Source organism: Achromobacter sp. 18P8.1.1, assembly GCF_057799415.1.
On sequence record NZ_JBYOKH010000007.1, the window covers coordinates 90,695 to 107,056 of the forward strand.

Genomic DNA, 16,362 nt, shown 5'->3' on the forward strand with positions numbered 1-16,362 from the left:
ATGGTTTGCTTGCTTGTTCGTTGCGGCAATCAGGCGGATCTGAGCGTGGCGCGGTCCGGCGACAAGGCCTCGGGCGTCAAGCCCTGCGCGCGCAACGCATCGGGCAGCGCCTTGCGCTGGGCCAATGCCGCCACGGCCTGCCCCATCGCGGGCGAGGTCAGCACGCCGCAACCGCCCAGTGCCGCGTACCAGATGAAATCGGGGCTGTCGCTGCGCGCGCCGCAGACCGGATTGCGGTCACGCACGTAGCTGCGCACGCCGGCCCAGACACTAATGGGCCGCGGAACACGCAACGTCGTTTCCTGTTCGATGTTGTAGATGCCCTGGGCCACGTCCAGCTCGTCCGGATAGACCTCGCCGGGCGCAACCGGCTGCGCATCGGCGGGCGAACCCATGAAGCAACCATGTTCCGGTTTCACGTACCACTGGTAATCCGCATTGCACACATGCGGCCAGCGGGCGCCTTCGGCGCCTGGCAGCAGCGGGAAGGTGAAGGCGGTGCGCTTGTACGGCGTGATGCCGATGGGCGCCACGCCCGCCATGTGGGCGACGGCGTCGGCCCAGCCGCCCGAGGCGTTGACCATCACGCTGGCGGTGTAGTCCTCGTCCTGGGTGCGGATGCGCCATTTGCCTTCCTGCCGTTCGATGGCCAGCACTGGCGTATTCGTCGCCAGCACCGCGCCGTTTCGCTTGGCGCCCTTGAGGTAGGCCTGAAGCAAGGTGTTGACGTCGATGTCCTGGGCGTCGGTCTCGTGGACGCCCAGGTCGAATTTGTCGGCCAGCAGCGCGGGGAACAGGGCCATGGCCTGTTCGCGATCCACCCATTCGGCGGCGCCGCCCGCTTGCCCGATGCGTTCGTGCAGCTTGTCCAGCACGGCCTTCTGGCTATGGCGGCCGAGCGTCAGGCTGCCGCGCTGCTCGATCAGGGGCAGTTCGGCGAAACCCGCCGGCGGCGCCTGGAAGAACGCCCGGCTGGCCGCAGCCATGGCGCGCATCTGGTCGGCGGAAATGCCGACGGTGAACTGGCCCGCCGTGCGGCCCGAGCTATGGAATCCGAAATGCGGTTCTTGTTCGATCAGCGCCACTTTTCCGGCCTGGGAAAGAAAGTAGGCGGCCGCCGCGCCTGAAATTCCGCCGCCGACGATTGCAATATCCACGTGCATCCTGTGTTCCCCTGTCATCTGGAAGGCCGCCGGTTCTGTGACGCGGCGCCGGGCTGTTCCCGGAATGACCCGATTGAATCCCAACGCGTTCGGCAGTGTCGAGTCGAATAAATGGAATCGAAACCGCAATAATCTGCACCGGGTCGGAGTTCGCCTTGGCGCCGGCAAAAGCGCTACGGGAAAACCATGATCGGCCGCGAGGCATTCCTTGTGACGCACCCGACCTCTCGCCATCGGTCGTTCTATTAATTGCATCCAGCCCTCGATTTTTTGACATCGACGGGGCCGCGCCTTTTGCGCGATCCTGCTTGCCAATGAAGCACTCCTGGATGAAAACCGACATGAACGACAACACGCGCCAACGCGGCGGCCGGCAAGCCATCTACTCGGGTAGCGAGTATGAACGCACTTACAGCTATGCGCGCGCCGTCGCGCTGAATGGCCACGTCCGCCTGTCCGGGACGACGGGCTACGACTATGTCGCCGACGTGCTGGCCGACGGCGCCCGCGCGCAGACCGAGCAGATCTTCCGCAACGCCCAGTCGGCGTTCCAGCAGGCGGGCGCGTCGCTGCGCGATGTGGTTCGGGTGCGCATCTATATCGCCCGGCCCGAAGACTACGACGCCGTCATGGATGTGTACGCGGAAGCGTTCCGCGGGGTGGATCCCGCGTGCACGACCGTGCAGGCGGGCTTGTTCGATCCCGCCATTCGGGTCGAGATCGATATGGACGCCATCGTCGATGCCGCCGCTTAACCTGTTGCGCCATGCGCCGGCGGACGCGGTGTCGCGCCTGCTGGACAGGACCGAGCCGCTGCCCGCGAGCGCCGACGTCGTCATCATCGGCGGCGGCATCATGGGCTGCAGCGCCGCCTGGTATCTGTCCCGCGCCAACTTGAAAGTGGTGCTGCTGGAAAAAAACCGGATCGCCTCGCAGCAGTCGGGACGCAATTGGGGGTTCGTGCGCTCGCTGTACCGCGATCCCGCTGAGCTTGCCTTGGCTGCCCAGGCCCTGTCGCTGTGGCCCGGACTGCGGGCAGAGCTGGGCCACGAGACAGGCTGGCGGCGCAGCGGTTGCCTGTTCCTGTGTGCGGACGAGGCCGAGCGCCGGTCCTACCAGGCATGGCTGGCCGAGGCAGGCGGCCGCGTCCGCGACACGCGGATGCTGAGCGCCGACGAGGTGGCGGCCAGGTTTCCGCTGGTGTCGCCGCGCACGGAAGGCGGCATCATCGCTGAATCGGACGGGCAGGCCGAACCCACGCTGGCGACCTTGGCGTTCGCCCGTGCGGCCGTCGGCGCCGGCGCGGTGCTGCTGGAGGATTGCGGCGTCAGCGCGCTGGACGTCGCGGGCGGCAGCATTCGCGGCGTGCAGACCGAGCACGGCCCGGTACGCGCGCCCATCGTCATCTGCGCGGCCGGCGCGCAAACCTTCCGCCTGTTGCAGGGCCTGGATGTGCAATTGCCGCAAAAGGTCGTGCGCAGCACGGTATCGCTGACCGCGCCCCTGCCTCCCATGGGCCTGCCTTGTTTTGTCGGCTACGGACTGGGCCTGCGCCAGCGTCCCGATGGTTCCTGCATCATCGCCACCGATGCCGGTACGGACATCGATCTGACGCTGGATTCCCTGCGCGCGTCGCGGTATTTCGTGCGCGAAGTGGTCCGCAACCGCAAGGGTTTTTCGTTCCGCCTGGGCAAACCCTTCATCAATGACCTGCATACCCGGCTGTCGGTGCCGAAGTCGGATTGGGCGATCAAGCCCCGCGATCCGGACATTGCGCCTAACACGCATCGCGTGCGCGACAACCGCAAGCGATTCGCGGACCTGTTCGCGGGCATGCCGCCCGTCGAGATCGTGAAGTCCTGGGCAGGAAACATCGATGTGATGCCGGACGCCTTGCCGGTGATCGATGCGGCCTGGCCCGCTCGCGGCCTGATCATCGCCACGGGCTTCTCCGGGCACGGCTTTGGGCTGGGCCCCGCCGTGGGAAGCACGCTTGCCGCCCTGGCCCGCGGCGCCGAACCCAAGACCGACCTGGCGCCGTTCTCGGCCGACCGTTACCTGCGGGGGGCGTACTCGCGCCCCTACGCGGCCATCTGATACCCGGAGCAATGATGTCCGATACCGCCCTGCCCAACCCCAGCCATGCAGAACTGCTGCGCGTCGCCGCCGGCTTGCGACTACCCGACCGCGCTTTCATCGACGGCGACTGGTCGGCGTCCGACAACGGGGCCCTGATCGAGACCAGCAACCCCGCCACCGGCGCCGTGCTGAGCACGTTGGCGCATTGCGGCCAGAAGGACGTGGACCGCGCGGTCGCGGCCGCCCGATGGTCGTTCCGCAGCGGCGCCTGGTCGCGCTGCGCGCCCGAAAAGCGCAAGGAAGCGCTGCTGAAGCTGGCGGCGCTGATCCGGCGCGACGGGGTCAGGCTGGCGGTCATGGAGAGCCTGGAAAGCGGCAAGCCCATCCGCGATTGCCTGCGCGAGATCACGCAGGAAGTCCCGGCCATCTTCCAGTGGTACGGCGAACTGGTCGACAAGAGCTACGGCCACGTAGCGCCGACCGGCCAGGAAGACTGCGCGATGGTCGTGCGCGAACCCATCGGCGTCGTGGCGGCCGTGCTGCCCTGGAACTTCCCCCTGCTGATGGCCACGTGGAAGCTGGCGCCGGCGCTGGCCAGCGGTTGCTCCGTCATCGTCAAACCGGCCGAAGAGACCTCGCTGACCGCGTTGTCGCTGGCCGCGCTGGCGATCGAAGCCGGGATACCGGCGGGCGTGCTGAACGTGCTGACCGGGCCGGGCGAGACGACGGGGCGGCTGATCGGCCAGCATCCCGACATCGATTCCGTGTCGTTCACCGGGTCCACGGACGTGGGCCGGCTGTTCCTGCAATACGCGGGGTCCAGCAACCTGAAGACCGTCGGCCTGGAGATGGGCGGAAAAAGTCCCTTCATCGTGCTCGATGACGCGGACCTGACCGAAGATCTGATCGACAATGCCGTGATGGCCGCGTTCTGGAACGGCGGCCAGAACTGCTCGGCCAACATGCGCCAACTGGTGGCGCGGTCGCGGCAGGACGCCTACGTGGAGAAGATCATTGCCCGCACCAAGCAGATCGTGATCGGCGATCCCCTGAATCCGGCAACCGATATGGGGCCGCTGATTTCCGCGGGCCAGCGCAACCGCGTGCTGTCCTATGTGGCCAAGGGCGTCGAGGAAGGCGCGCGCCGCGTGCTGGACGCCGGCGGCGCACCGGTCGGCCGGGGCCATTACCTTGGCCCCACGGTCTTCGCTGACCTGCGTCCCGAGATGACCATCGCGCGCGAAGAGATCTTCGGACCGGTGCTGGGCGTATTGCCCGTGGACAGCATGGACCAGGCGCTGCAGATCGCCAATGGCACCGACTACGGCCTGCATGCCACCGTCTACACCCGCGATCTGGATCGCGCCATGTACTTCGCGCGCCGCCTGGAGTGCGGCACGGTCGCGGTCAACGGGTTCACGGAAGGCGACATCAAGACCCCTTTCGGCGGCTACCGCCGTTCGGGTTCGCTCGCCCGCGACAAGGGCTTGGAGGCCATGGCGCAATACCAGCAGATCAAGACCATCTGGCTGCGCCTGTCCGCGATGGGGCTGAACGCGTGAACGCGCCCGTGCTTCGCGTCGCCGGCCTGCACACCCGCTTCCGGGTGCCGGACGGCTGGAAGACGGTCGTCAACGGGCTGGACTTCGAGGTCGCGCCGCGCGAGACGCTGGCCGTCGTGGGGGAGTCCGGGTCGGGCAAAAGCGTCACGGCCATGTCCATCATGCGCCTGCTCAACCCGCGCGACACGCAGCTGTCGGGCAGCGTGCTGCTGGACGGCCGTGACCTGTTGGCCCTGCCCGAAAGCGAGATGCGCAAGATCCGCGGCGCGGATATCGCCATGATCTTCCAGGAGCCGATGACCAGCCTGAACCCGGTGCGCACGATCGGATTCCAGGTAGCCGAATCGCTGATGCTGCACCGCGGCCTGGACTGGGCCGCGGCCCAGGCCGAGGCGCTGCGTCTGCTGGAGAAGGTGCGCATCCCGGCGGCAGCGACGCGCTTGAAGGATTATCCGTTTCACCTGTCGGGAGGCATGCGCCAGCGCGTCATGATCGCCATGGCGCTGGCGTGCCGGCCCCGGCTGCTGATCGCCGATGAGCCGACCACGGCGCTGGACGTCACCATCCAGGCGCAGATCCTGGCGTTGATCCGCGAGCTGCAGCAGGAAGACGGCATGTCGGTGCTGTTCATCACGCATGACATGGGCGTGGTGGCGGAAGTCGCCGACCGGATGGTGGTGATGTGCGGCGGAGAGCAGATCGAATGGGGCGAGACTGCCCGCATTTTCGAGGCGCCCGCTGAACCCTATACGCGGGCCCTGCTGGCCGCGGTGCCGCGCCTGGGCGCCATGAAGACCGTGGCGCGGCCGCTGCCGTTCCCGGCCATCGACCGGCAAACCGGCGCCAGGGCACCGGCGGCCGAAGCCGCCGACACCGTCCGTGCGGACGCCCCGCCTGCGCTGGAAGTGCAGGGGCTGACGATGCGCTACCGCATGGGGTCGGGTTTCCTGGCGCGGGATCGCGGGATGGTGCATGCGGTAGAGAACGTGTCGTTCAGCGTGCAGCCCGGCGAAACCCTCGCGCTGGTTGGCGAGTCTGGCTGCGGCAAGTCCACGATCGGCCGCAGCATCATGAACCTGCTGACGCCAACGTCAGGCCATGTGCGGGTCAACGGGCAGGATATCCATGCCGCCAGCGGCCGGGACCGCGGTGCCATGGCGCGCCATGTGCAGATGGTGTTCCAGGACCCGTTCTCCAGCCTGAACCCGCGCAAGACCGTCGCGGCGGCCGTGGCCAGCCCCTTGATCGTGAACAAGGTCTGCAAGGGCGAGGCCCTGCGCGCCCGCGTGGCCGAATTGCTGGCCTGCGTGGGGCTGGACAGCGCCGCGGGCAACCGGTATCCGCAGGAGTTCTCTGGCGGGCAGCGCCAGCGCATCTGCATTGCGCGCAGCCTGGCGCTGGGCCCGTCGCTGCTGGTGGCCGACGAAGCCGTGTCCGCGCTAGACGTATCCATCAAGGCGCAGGTCATCAACCTGATGCTGAAGCTGCAGCAGGACATGGGGCTGGCGTATCTGTTCATCTCGCACGACATGGCCGTGGTGGAACGCGTCAGCCATCGCGTGGCGGTGATGTACATGGGCGAAATCGTCGAGATCGGCTCGCGTGCCGCCGTGCTCTACGACCCCCGGCACCCCTATACCCGGCGCCTGCTGGAGGCCGTCCCGGTGGCTGACCCGGGCGCGCCGCGGGCGCCGCGCAACCTTGCCCAGGACGAGATCCGGCACACGCTGCGCCCGCCCGGCTATACGCCGCCCCAACGGCGCTACCAAGAGGTCGCGCCAGGACATTTTGTGATGCGGGACGACTGACGCCGCACAGCGTACGCGTGTCTCCCACCCTATGAATTCGAAACCGGAACCTGCCATGCCCATGACTCCCGCCTTGAAATCGCACCTGATGCGGTTCTACGACGGCACCCTGCTTCCCGACGAACTGACGCTGGCGCTGTCGAGCGACCCCGGCTGGTTCGCCTCAGACACGGTGGCGCGCGGCCAGCGCGTACGCGACCTGCCGCTGCGACCCGGCGGGCTGCCGGGCTTGCGCATCCAGGACCAGGGACGCGTCTTCGACCTGTACGACTATTTGGCGGCCAATGGCGTGGCCGGCCTGATGGTGATGAAGGACGGGCAGGTCGCGTTCGAAACCTACCAGCGCGGCATCTCGCCTGAAACCCGGTGGAACTCGTGTTCGCTCGCCAAGTCGGTGGCGGCCACGCTGGTGGGCGTGGCGCTGAAGGAAGGCCTGATCGATTCGCTGGACGATCCGGTCACCAAATACGCGGACCTGGGCGGCGTCTATCGCGAGGTTTCGTTGCGCCAGATGTTGCGCATGTGTTCGGGCGTGCAGTGGAATGAAGACTACGGCGATCCGGCTTCCGAGCGCCGCCAGTTGCTGGATATCCAGACCCGCTGGCAGCCGGGTGGCATCCGCGACTTCATGAAGCAGTTGCCGGCGCGGCAGCCGGCAGGCCAGGCCTGGGCGTACAACACGGGTGAATCCTATCTGCTGAGCGCGGTGATGGAAGGAGCAACCGGCCAGCGCCTGGCCGATTACCTGCATTCGCGGCTGTGGTCGCGCATCGGCATGGAATCCGACGCGACCTGGTGGGCGGAATGTCCCGGGGGCATGACGATTTCGGGCAGCGGCATGAACGCCACGATGCGCGACTACGCGCGCTTCGGGCAATTCGTGCTGGAAGGCGGGCAGCTGGACGGTGAACGCCTGCTGCCGGATGACTGGGTGGCGCAGGCTGGGGCTCCGTACCGCATCGGCGACACCGAGATTCCGTACGGCTACATGTGGTGGGTGCCGGAACTGAAGGATCCCGCCCTGGCGGGCGCCTTCCAGGCCGAAGGCATCTACGGCCAGTTCATCCACATCAATCCGGCGCATAAGCTCGTCGCGGTGGTGCTGAGCGCGCGCGGTAAGCCCAGCTACAAGAAACGTGTCGAGATCAACGACGACGCCTTCTTCGCCGCACTGGCCAGGGCGTTCTGACCGCAGGGTCGCCTTACAGCTTCACGCGCTGCTTGAGCGCCTGCGCGATCATCCCGATATCGATGTCCTTGCCGGGGTTCTTCTGGCAGAAGTCGTACAGCACCGCCACGTAGGCGTTGCCCAGCAGCTTGGTGATGGCGCCTGCGGTGGTGGCGGCGATGGTGCCGCCCACCGCGCTGCCTGCGCCGGGGATGAATTTCAGCATGCCCGACACCAGCGAGCGGCCGATCAGCGTGGCCGCCGATGCGCCCAGCGTGGACGTGACGAGCGTCGTGATCGCGGTGGTGTCCAGCTCCATGCCGAAGGTAATGCCGATCTTGGCGATCATTCCCACCTGGATGGGCACCAGCGCGAACGCGTCCGAGAAAGGGATGGGGGCGGCGGCGGCTGATGCGGCCAGGCCCGCTGCAATGTTCACCTCTATCTCAGCCCGCTTTTTTTTTACTTCCAGGGCCTTCTTGTTGCGGGTGGACAAGGCATTGGCGTAGGCGCGCTGCTGGCCTTCGGGGATGAGTTCGGCGGTGACCCCGATCAGCGCATCCAGCCCCATCGGCGGCAGTTCGGCATCCAGCTCTTCGATCCATTCCGGCAGCGCGCGCACCGCGACGACGTCCTTGGCGCGCGGCAGCAGCTTGCGCGCCTCGTCCACGAAGGGACTGTTCTTGCGGGCCTTGGTCAGCACCGCGATGACGGGAATGCCGGCATTGGCCAGCATGTCGCACAGCTCGATCTCGGCGTCTTCCACCCGATGGCTGCTGTCCTGGATGCAGAGCCAGGCCACGTGCAGGTGCTTGTCCTGGTCGTCGGACGCGGCGCGTTCCTGGATCAGGTCGGTCAGTTGCTGGCGCGAACGCGCGTAGTCGCCGACCTCCAGGCCGCGTGTGTCGATGATGGTGAGCGGATGGCCGGGCTTGGTGTAGGCCTGGGTGGACTGGGTGACGGGTTTGCCCGCGCCGGTCTTGGCCAGTTCGCCGCGGAACACCGCATTGATCAGCGTGCTTTTGCCCACGCCCGTCTTGCCGGCGATCAGGATGTTCACGCGGCCGGCGCCACGGGTCGCGGTGCTGATGGCATCGGCGATGGCGTCCTGCAGGGCGGGAGAGTCGGGGCGAAAGGGGTTCATCAGTGGGATGCGCGAGCCTGGGAGGTTACGGGGCAACGATATCAGATGCGTCCGATTTGCGCGTGCTTATCGAATTTCGGGCGCGGCCTGGGAGAAGATTCCTGTGCACATCGATGCCAAGGTTGTCCAAAACACGATAAAGCGGGGGGGCATATGAACCAGGAGACTTCGCCATTGCGGCGCGGTTTGAACGAGCGGCATATTCGTTTCATGGCGCTGGGGTCGGCGATCGGCACCGGGCTGTTCTACGGGTCGGCGGGTGCGATCCAGCGCGCGGGCCCTTCGGTGCTGCTGGCCTATCTGATCGGCGGCGTCGCCATCTTCCTGACGATGCGCGCGTTAGGCGAGATGGCCGTCAGGACGCCGGTTTCGGGGTCGTTCGGGCACTACGCCACGCGCTATCTGGGCCCCTACCTGGGTTTCCTGACCGGCTGGAGCTACGCGTTCTCGATGCTGATGGTGTGCCTGGCCGACGTCACCGTGTTCGGCCTGTACATGAGCTTCTGGTTCCCGGACACCCCGCGCTGGATCTGGGTGCTGTCGATCGTGTGCTTCATCGGCGCGATCAACCTGTGTTCGGTCAAGGTGTTCGGCGAACTGGAGTTCTGGCTGTCGCTGCTGAAGGTCGTGGCCATCGTCGCCATGATTGCGGCGGGGCTGGGCGTGCTGCTGGCGGGCATTCAGACGGGCGGCGCCACGGCGGCGGACACCTCCGGCTTCTCCAACCTGTGGCGGCATGGCGGCTTCTTCCCGAACGGCGTGCAGGGCATGATCGCGTCGTTTTCGGTGGTGATGTTCGCCTTCGGCGGTATCGAAGTCATCGGCATGACAGCCGGCGAGGCCCGCGATCCCCAACGCATGATCCCCCGGGCCATCAACTCGGTTCCGCTGCGCATCTTGTTGTTCTATGTGCTGACCTTGACGGTGCTGATGGCCATTTTCCCGTGGCCCGGCATCACTGGCGACAGCAGCCCCTTCGTGCAGATTTTCAGCGGGCTGGGAATGGCGTCCGCGGCGTCGGTGTTGAACCTGGTTGTGATATCGGCCGTGATATCGGCCATCAACAGCGATATCTTCTCCACGGGGCGCATGCTGTACGGCATGGCCGCCAACGGTCAGGCGCCCATGGTGTTCTCGCGCTTGTCGCGCTTCGGCGTGCCGTGGATGACGGTGGTGATGATGGGCGTGGCGTTGCTGGGCGGGGTGGTACTGAACTATCTGCTGCCCGACAAGCTGTTCATGGCCTTCGCATCGATGGTCACGTTTTCGGTCGTGTGGGTGTGGTTGATGATCCTGCTGTCGCAGGTGGCCATGCGGCGCAGCCTGAGCGGGCCCGAAGCCGCCGCGCTGCATTTCCCGGTGCCGTTCTGGCCTTACGGGCAGGCCTTTGCCATCGTCTTCATGCTCTTCATATTCATCGTGCTGGGTGTGTTTCCCGAAACCCGCCTGGCGCTCTTTGTCGGCCTGGGCTGGTTGGCCCTGCTGAGCGCGGCGTACTGGTTGTGGGGGCGGCCTGGCCGTTCCCGCGGCCAACCGCCGTCATTCCAGCGTTCGTGATTTTCCAGGAGGAACCCATGTTGTCGAACCGTCATGAATTCGAGCTTCCCGCCTCGATGATCGAGGCCTTTCAGGAAGATGGCGCCGTCTGCGTGCGCCAGTTGTTCACGCCTGACGAAGTCGCGCTGTTGACGCGCGGCATCGAATCGAATCTTGCTGCGCCCAGCCCGCGGGCCAAGGTTGCCAGCACGGCAGACGACCCCGGCTGGTTCTTCGAGGATTTCTGCAACTGGACCGAGAACGAAGACTACCGCCGATTCATCTTCGACAGCAGTGTCGGGTCGGTCGCCGCGCAGTTGATGGGCTGCCCAAGCGCACGCCTGTACCACGACCACCTGCTGGTCAAGGAGCCCAACACGCGCCAGCCGACGCCGTGGCATCAGGACCAGCCCTACTACAACGTGGAAGGCCAGCAGAACTGCAGCATGTGGATGCCGGTGGATCCCGTGGCACGCGAGTCCACGCTGGAGTTCGTGGCCGGATCGCATCGGGGGCCGTGGCTGATGCCGCGCACGTTCCTGGACAGCCAGGCAAGGTGGTTTCCCGAAGGTAGCCTGGCGGATCTGCCGGACATCGAATCAGACCGCTCGGCCTGGAACATCCTGGGTTGGGAGCTGCAACCGGGCGACGCGGTGTTCTTTCATATGCTGACCCTGCACGCCGCGGGCGGCGTAGGCGGCAACCGGCGTCGGCGGGCGTTTTCGCTGCGCTTCCTGGGTGAAGACATGCGGCACGCGCCGCGCCCGTGGCGGACGTCGCCGGAGTTTCCGGGCCTGGCCGACGCCTTGCCGGCCGGCGCGCCCTTGGCGCATCCATTGTTTCCGGAGCTTTGGCCCCGCCGCGTTGCCTGATTCACTTTCAATATCCTGTCGCTTTAGCGCAAAAGGTAATGGAACGTACGAGCGCGGCTTGCGCTGCGCTCGTACCCGAGGTGCCTGGTAACCGGTGCTTCTGCACGGTAATGGTGCAGATTCCGGGGCGTCGATCCGCTTTATTCCGGAATGTGGGATGCCGCCTGTTTGCGGGGGGTAAACAGGCAAAAAAGGGGCGGGAACAGCTCCCCCCATTGCTGTTACATCTCAAATGTTTCGAACGCGCTTTTGGCGAAAACGCATGAGTAGAATCAGCCGCTCGTAAGGTTTCGCCGCGCTTTCAGCGGCACTGTTCATGCCCCGTTTTGCCCTTGTTCCCCGCTTGCTTTGTTCGCGTCCCTTGACCAAGGGCTTCCGATATCTTTACCGCTATACGCGCGCCGGGGCCTATCGGCACAACGAGACGCTGTGGCCCTTGGTGAAGGTTCGGCGCGAGGGCAGCGAACGGCTGGTGGCATGCGATCTGTTTGGCGTGAAAGGTCCCGGCACGGTGCCGATGGACGACCTGCCGCGCGACATCGCCGGTGACGCGCACCTGATCCTGAGCGGGCCGTCGGTCGCGCAGATCGACTACGCGCAATGCCGGCTTGGCGCCGTCATGGGCGTCAACGGTTCCATCGCGCTGCGCCGCCAGCATCCCACCCTGCGCTTTGACTACTACGCGATGCTGGATGCCGGATTCGTCAAACGCCGGCGTGACCTGGTGGCCGAGGTGCTGTCGCAGGACCTGCTGCTGTTCGTGACGCCCGAGGTGTACCGCTGGATCGCGTTCCTGTTCGCCGCGGACGACATCCGCTGCCGCATTGTTCTGTTTGAAGAAGTGCATCAGCGTGCGCTGCAGGCGCGCGCCACGCCTGAAGCGCTTGAAGCGCAGTTGGCGAATGACCCGGAACTGGTGTTGTTCGACGCGCGCAATCCACAGCACGCGCACGGCTTCAGCCTGAATCCCGCCCGCGGACTGTTCGGCGGCGGAACCGTCGCCTATACCGGCTTGCAGTTGCTGGCCTGGATGGGCGCCCGCACCCTGTATCTGCACGGACTGGATCTGACGGCCAGCGCCGGGCCGCGTTTCTACGAAAGCGCGGGCGCCCAGCTTGCCACCGCGCTGGACCGCCAATTCGCGGGCCACATCGAACCCGCGTTCCGCCAGGCCAGCCGGCTGCTGAGCGCGCGCGGCGTCAAGGTCTACAACCTGTCTGCCGGCAGCCGCCTGGGCGACGACGTGTTCGAAAAATGCCATTGGAGCTGTTTGCTCAATCAAGGGGAATCCCCGCCTTCCCCGCATCCGCTCTCGGGCCCGACATCATGAAGATCCTCTACACCAACTTTCACCAAGGCGACGGCGGCGGGCATACCACCTACGTCATGTCGCTGGCGCGCATGCTGCGCCAGCGCGCCCAGATCACCGTTGCGGCGCCGCGCAGCAGCCGCCTGCTGGCCGAGGCCGACGCCTTGCCCGGCGTGCAGTCGATCGACCTGGAATTCAAGGGGCGGCCGTTCCAGCAACTGAGCGCGTTGCGCCGCTTGCGCGCGCTGCTGCGCAAGGAACATTTCGACGTCATTCATGTGAACGGGTCGGCGGACCATCGCCTTTGCATGCTGGCCACGATGGGCATGGGCGCCAAGCGCCCGTTCATCGTCTATACCCAGCACACTGACCGCACCGCCAACAGCCTGGGCGTGCGCATGCGTGCCAAGTGGGGCACCAACCGCGTTATCTGCGTCTGCGGCCACACCTTCCGCCGCATGAAGGATTCCGTCTTCCGCAACGAAGACTTGCGGGTGGTGCACAACGGTGTCGACACCGCGCAGTTCCGGCCGGCCAGTGCCCAGGATGCGGCGCAGGCGCGCGCCGCCCTGCTGCCTGCCGCCATGCGGGGGCGGCTCGTGATCGGCAGCAATGCCGGCACGGCCAGCTACAAGAACTGGCTGGATATGGTGACGGCCGTGTCGCTGCTACCCGACTATCTGCGCGATCAGGTCGTAATCATGATCGCCGGCAAGGAGCCCGACGACGAGCAGCGCCAGCGCGTGACCGATCTGGGCATGGCCGACCAGGTGGTGTTCACCGGCTTGCTGGAAGACGTCGGCCCTTTCCTGGCCGCGCTGGACGTGGGTTTCGTGCTGTCGTCGCGATTGGAGACGATCTCGTTTGCCTGCCGCGAAATGATGGCGTCCGGCAAGCCGGTCATCGTCAGCAAGATTGGGGGCCTGACCGAGAACGTCACGGATGGCCGCAACGGCTGGGTGGTGCCCCCGGGGTCCGTCAGCAGCGTGGTCAAGGTCGTCAGCGAGATCCTGAAGAACCGCGACCTGGTGGCGCAGATGGGCACCGACGCGCGCAACACGGCGCAGCGGGAATTTTCCCTGGCGCAGTTCGTTGGCCGCACGGAAGAGGTCTACCTGGAACGCCGCCTGGGTACGGGCGGCCACCTGCGGCTGACGTCGTAGCGCGGTCGGCATCGCTGGCCCCGCCGGGTGATCACGCCACCAGATTGAAGGCCAGGAACATCAGGCACGACCACAGCAGCAAGGCGATGTGCGTCAGTTGCAACGTGTCCTGGCGTATCCAATACCCGAACCACAGGCCGCTCAAGTGCATGGCCAGCAGACAGGCGGACAGGGCGGCCAGCGCGCCGTTCAGCCAGGGCCTGGCCGCGGCCAGGTCGCCCTGGATCAGCAGCGCGTAGCACCCTGCCCACGCCAAGGCGGCGCCCGCCGCCTGAAGCAGCAGCACGACGGCCAGGGCTGCGCGGTGCAGGCCTGGCGAACGCTGGGCACGGCTGAGCAAGGGGGTGGGGATGCGGGGATCCTGCGTCAGCGGCAGCATCGCCATGGTGGCGCCGACCGCAGCGGCGGCTCCGGCGAAATCCCGCCGGTTGTTCAGCGCGGCAAGCGTCAGCCACAAGGCCAGCCCGAGGGCCTGGACGGACAGGAACAGCCAGACGGCAGTAGATGGACTCAAAAGATGGCCCTCATATTATGCAAGAAGAGTCTTGCATAATATGAGGGCCATCTGGTTCGTGCAATAAAGACCCTGCCGCCAGGTCAGGGCCGGTGCGCTTACTCGCTATACGTCTTGGTGCTGTACAGGCTGACGGGCAGCAGGTTCAGCACCGGCAGGCCGGACACGGGGTCCTTGGCCTGCTTGTCGATATAGCTTTGCAGCACGTCGGCGTCCAGCACACCGATGTCCTGGCGGCGCGCGGCGGGCACGTTGGCCAGCGTCTTGTAGCCGTCGCCGCCGGTGGCGTTGAAGCTCAACACGAACAGCTTGTACGTGCGCGCAGCGTCCAGCGGCAGCCAGTTGCCGCTGGCGGCGTCACGCACTTCGATGTTCGTCACGCGGCTGCCCTGGGCTTGCGCGGCGTTCACGTCCCAGCGCAGGCCACCCGCGTACGGGTACGGGCCCGTCGAGCCGCCGGGGCCGTAGACGGCCTGCATGCCGTCTTCCAGCATGCTCTTGACCTCGGCGCCCGTGACCTCCAGGCGCCAGAGCATGTTGCCGAACGGAACCACTTCGATCACATTGGCCGCCGTCACGTTGCCCAGCAGGGGCATGCGCACGCCGCCGCCGCTTTGCAGCGAGATGTCCGCGCCGCCGTAGTTGGCGTTGGCCACGTCCAGATAGGCCTGCGCCACCAGCTGCTGGATGTCGCCACCGCGCAGGCTGACGCTGCCCAGCGTGTTGCACGCCGCGCTCGAACGGCTGTAGTCGCGCGAACCCGGGCCGCCCGGCACGCGGCGCGAGCAGAGTTCCTGCGGCACCGAGGCGACCAGGCTGGCGCTGAAGGCGTCGACCTTTGCCTTGAACGGCTGCAGCACGCTTGTGGCTTGCGCGTCCGGTTGCTGGATGCGCAGGAAGCCGCTGGCAGCCACATCGGCCAGGATGGCGGTCTTGTCCGCGGGGGCGGGCGCGGCGCCGGCCACCGTGAGCGCGTCGCCCATCAGCACGTGCGGCGTCCCGGCGCAAGCCGTCACGTCGCCATTGGCATCGAAGCTGACCTTCAGTTCGCCGACCACTTGCGAGTATTCCCAGGCTTGGACCAGGCAGACGCGCTTGCCGTCCTTGTTCTGCAACACGGTCGGGTAGGCGCCCGCGGGCGAACCCACGCCGTAGGCCGTCATCGTGTCCGGGCCCAGCAAGGTGTGCGAATCACCGCCCACCACCACGTCGACGCCGCTCAAGTTAGGGATGATCTGCTTGTCGTAGTCGTAGCCGATATGGCTCATCACCACGATCTTGTTCACGCCCTGCGCGCGCAGCGCATCGATCTGCGACTGCGCCGCCGCCGTCTCGTCAGAGAACAGCGTGCCGGCGTCCGGGCTGGACGATTGCTGCGTCTTGTTGGCGATCGTCAGGCCGACGATGCCGATGGGCTGGCCGTCGCGTTGCAGCACGATGGACGGCTTGACGAGGCCGGGCGCGCGCGACGGGTTCAGCGCCGAGGCGGCGGCGAACGTGACGTTGGCGCTCAGCAGCGGGGTCTGGCACGCACCGGCATGCAGCAGGTCGATAAAGCGCTTCAGGCCGCTGTCGCCCTTGTCGAACTCGTGGTTGCCGAGCGTCATCGCGTCAAAGCAGACCGTGTTCATCATGGCCGCATCGGCCTCGCCGGCTTCACCGGCGCGGTTGAAGTACAGCGTGCCGGTGTTGGCGTCGCCTGCGTGCAGTTTCAGCACGTTGGCCGACTGCGCCGACAGCGCGTTGAAGGCGCCGGTCACGCGCGGAAAGCCGCCCACTTCAACGTTCACCGCCACCGGCGTGCCGGCGGCGTTCTTGAGTTTCAGGTCCTTCTTCCTGCTGTCCAGATTGGAGTGATGATCGTTGATGTGCAGGATCGTCAGCTCCATCGGCCGGCTGGCCGCCGGCTGCTCCGGCGCGGGCTGTTCCGGCGCCGGGACGGACGTATCGTTGTCGTCGTCATCGCTGCCGCCGCAACCGGCCAGCAACAAGGCGCTCAGCATCACGGCGCCCGCATTCCTCTTCCACGTAATCATTCGTGATC

General features: G+C 66.4%; 13 protein-coding genes. 9 read left to right on the forward strand and 4 right to left on the reverse strand.

The genetic code is table 11. The features are described from left to right. Positions 1-29: 29 nt before the first annotated feature. Positions 30-1,157, reverse strand: a complete 1,128-nt coding sequence (locus tag AC27VE_RS07400) for an NAD(P)/FAD-dependent oxidoreductase (protein ID WP_488703449.1) — start codon at positions 1,155-1,157, stop codon at positions 30-32. A 347-nt stretch (positions 1,158-1,504) separates the two neighbouring features. Here AC27VE_RS07400 and AC27VE_RS07405 point away from each other — a divergent pair, with 347 nt between their 5' ends. The 5 genes from AC27VE_RS07405 to AC27VE_RS07425 are packed head-to-tail and all read left to right on the forward strand — an operon-like array spanning position 1,505 to position 7,801. Further along, on the forward strand, positions 1,505-1,918 hold the full coding sequence (locus tag AC27VE_RS07405) for a Rid family hydrolase (RefSeq protein ID WP_488703450.1): 414 nt from the start codon (positions 1,505-1,507) through the stop codon (positions 1,916-1,918). Further along, complete coding sequence (locus AC27VE_RS07410; RefSeq protein WP_488703451.1) at positions 1,905-3,260, forward strand: NAD(P)/FAD-dependent oxidoreductase; 1,356 nt, start codon at positions 1,905-1,907, stop codon at positions 3,258-3,260. Before AC27VE_RS07405 ends, AC27VE_RS07410 begins: the two co-directional genes overlap by 14 nt. Before the next feature lie 14 nt (positions 3,261-3,274). After that, a complete protein-coding gene (locus tag AC27VE_RS07415; RefSeq protein ID WP_315134782.1) occupies positions 3,275-4,804 on the forward strand; it encodes an aldehyde dehydrogenase family protein in 1,530 nt (509 codons plus the stop codon). Then, entirely contained in the window at positions 4,801-6,612 is a 1,812-nt protein-coding gene (locus AC27VE_RS07420) for an ABC transporter ATP-binding protein (RefSeq protein ID WP_488703452.1), read from the forward strand. Before AC27VE_RS07415 ends, AC27VE_RS07420 begins: the two co-directional genes overlap by 4 nt. Positions 6,613-6,667: 55 nt before the next feature. Further along, complete coding sequence (locus tag AC27VE_RS07425; protein WP_158218676.1) at positions 6,668-7,801, forward strand: serine hydrolase domain-containing protein; 1,134 nt, start codon at positions 6,668-6,670, stop codon at positions 7,799-7,801. A 13-nt stretch (positions 7,802-7,814) separates the two neighbouring features. On the opposite strand, the gene AC27VE_RS07430 is transcribed toward AC27VE_RS07425, so the two are convergent. Then, on the reverse strand, positions 7,815-8,924 hold the full coding sequence (locus AC27VE_RS07430; RefSeq protein WP_006226770.1) for a YcjF family protein: 1,110 nt from the start codon (positions 8,922-8,924) through the stop codon (positions 7,815-7,817). A 153-nt stretch (positions 8,925-9,077) separates the two neighbouring features. Between AC27VE_RS07430 and AC27VE_RS07435 the strand changes: the two genes are divergently transcribed. From AC27VE_RS07435 to AC27VE_RS07450, 4 genes are all read left to right on the forward strand, one after another. Continuing rightward, a complete protein-coding gene (locus AC27VE_RS07435; protein ID WP_488703453.1) occupies positions 9,078-10,481 on the forward strand; it encodes an amino acid permease in 1,404 nt (467 codons plus the stop codon). A gap of 17 nt (positions 10,482-10,498) precedes the next feature. Continuing rightward, complete coding sequence (locus AC27VE_RS07440) at positions 10,499-11,332, forward strand: phytanoyl-CoA dioxygenase family protein (protein WP_088589663.1); 834 nt, start codon at positions 10,499-10,501, stop codon at positions 11,330-11,332. Between the two features lie 316 nt (positions 11,333-11,648). After that, complete coding sequence (locus AC27VE_RS07445) at positions 11,649-12,662, forward strand: hypothetical protein (RefSeq protein ID WP_488703454.1); 1,014 nt, start codon at positions 11,649-11,651, stop codon at positions 12,660-12,662. Further along, positions 12,659-13,804: a glycosyltransferase family 4 protein gene (locus AC27VE_RS07450; protein WP_488703455.1), complete on the forward strand. Its 1,146-nt coding sequence runs from the start codon at positions 12,659-12,661 to the stop codon at positions 13,802-13,804. The genes AC27VE_RS07445 and AC27VE_RS07450 overlap by 4 nt, the downstream gene beginning before the upstream one ends. 31 nt (positions 13,805-13,835) lie before the next feature. Here the strand turns inward: AC27VE_RS07450 and AC27VE_RS07455 are convergent, their stop codons facing one another. Both AC27VE_RS07455 and AC27VE_RS07460 read right to left on the reverse strand, forming a co-directional pair. Beyond that, complete coding sequence (locus tag AC27VE_RS07455) at positions 13,836-14,318, reverse strand: DUF2165 family protein (protein WP_315134800.1); 483 nt, start codon at positions 14,316-14,318, stop codon at positions 13,836-13,838. Between the two features lie 98 nt (positions 14,319-14,416). Beyond that, the gene (locus tag AC27VE_RS07460; RefSeq protein WP_488703456.1) at positions 14,417-16,354 is read right to left on the reverse strand and encodes a bifunctional metallophosphatase/5'-nucleotidase; all 1,938 of its coding nucleotides are present in this window, start codon (positions 16,352-16,354) and stop codon (positions 14,417-14,419) included. Between the last annotated feature and the right edge of the window lie 8 nt (positions 16,355-16,362).

Coding starts and splice junctions, on each gene's coding strand:
- AC27VE_RS07405 (WP_488703450.1), top strand. CDS start 1,505: ATGAACGACAACACGCGCCAACGCGGCGGCCGGCAAGCCATCTACTCG.
- AC27VE_RS07410 (WP_488703451.1), top strand. CDS start 1,905: ATGCCGCCGCTTAACCTGTTGCGCCATGCGCCGGCGGACGCGGTGTCG.
- AC27VE_RS07415 (WP_315134782.1), top strand. CDS start 3,275: ATGTCCGATACCGCCCTGCCCAACCCCAGCCATGCAGAACTGCTGCGC.
- AC27VE_RS07425 (WP_158218676.1), top strand. CDS start 6,668: ATGCCCATGACTCCCGCCTTGAAATCGCACCTGATGCGGTTCTACGAC.
- AC27VE_RS07430 (WP_006226770.1), bottom strand. CDS start 8,924: ATGAACCCCTTTCGCCCCGACTCTCCCGCCCTGCAGGACGCCATCGCC.
- AC27VE_RS07435 (WP_488703453.1), top strand. CDS start 9,078: ATGAACCAGGAGACTTCGCCATTGCGGCGCGGTTTGAACGAGCGGCAT.
- AC27VE_RS07440 (WP_088589663.1), top strand. CDS start 10,499: ATGTTGTCGAACCGTCATGAATTCGAGCTTCCCGCCTCGATGATCGAG.
- AC27VE_RS07445 (WP_488703454.1), top strand. CDS start 11,649: ATGCCCCGTTTTGCCCTTGTTCCCCGCTTGCTTTGTTCGCGTCCCTTG.
- AC27VE_RS07450 (WP_488703455.1), top strand. CDS start 12,659: ATGAAGATCCTCTACACCAACTTTCACCAAGGCGACGGCGGCGGGCAT.
- AC27VE_RS07460 (WP_488703456.1), bottom strand. CDS start 16,354: ATGATTACGTGGAAGAGGAATGCGGGCGCCGTGATGCTGAGCGCCTTG.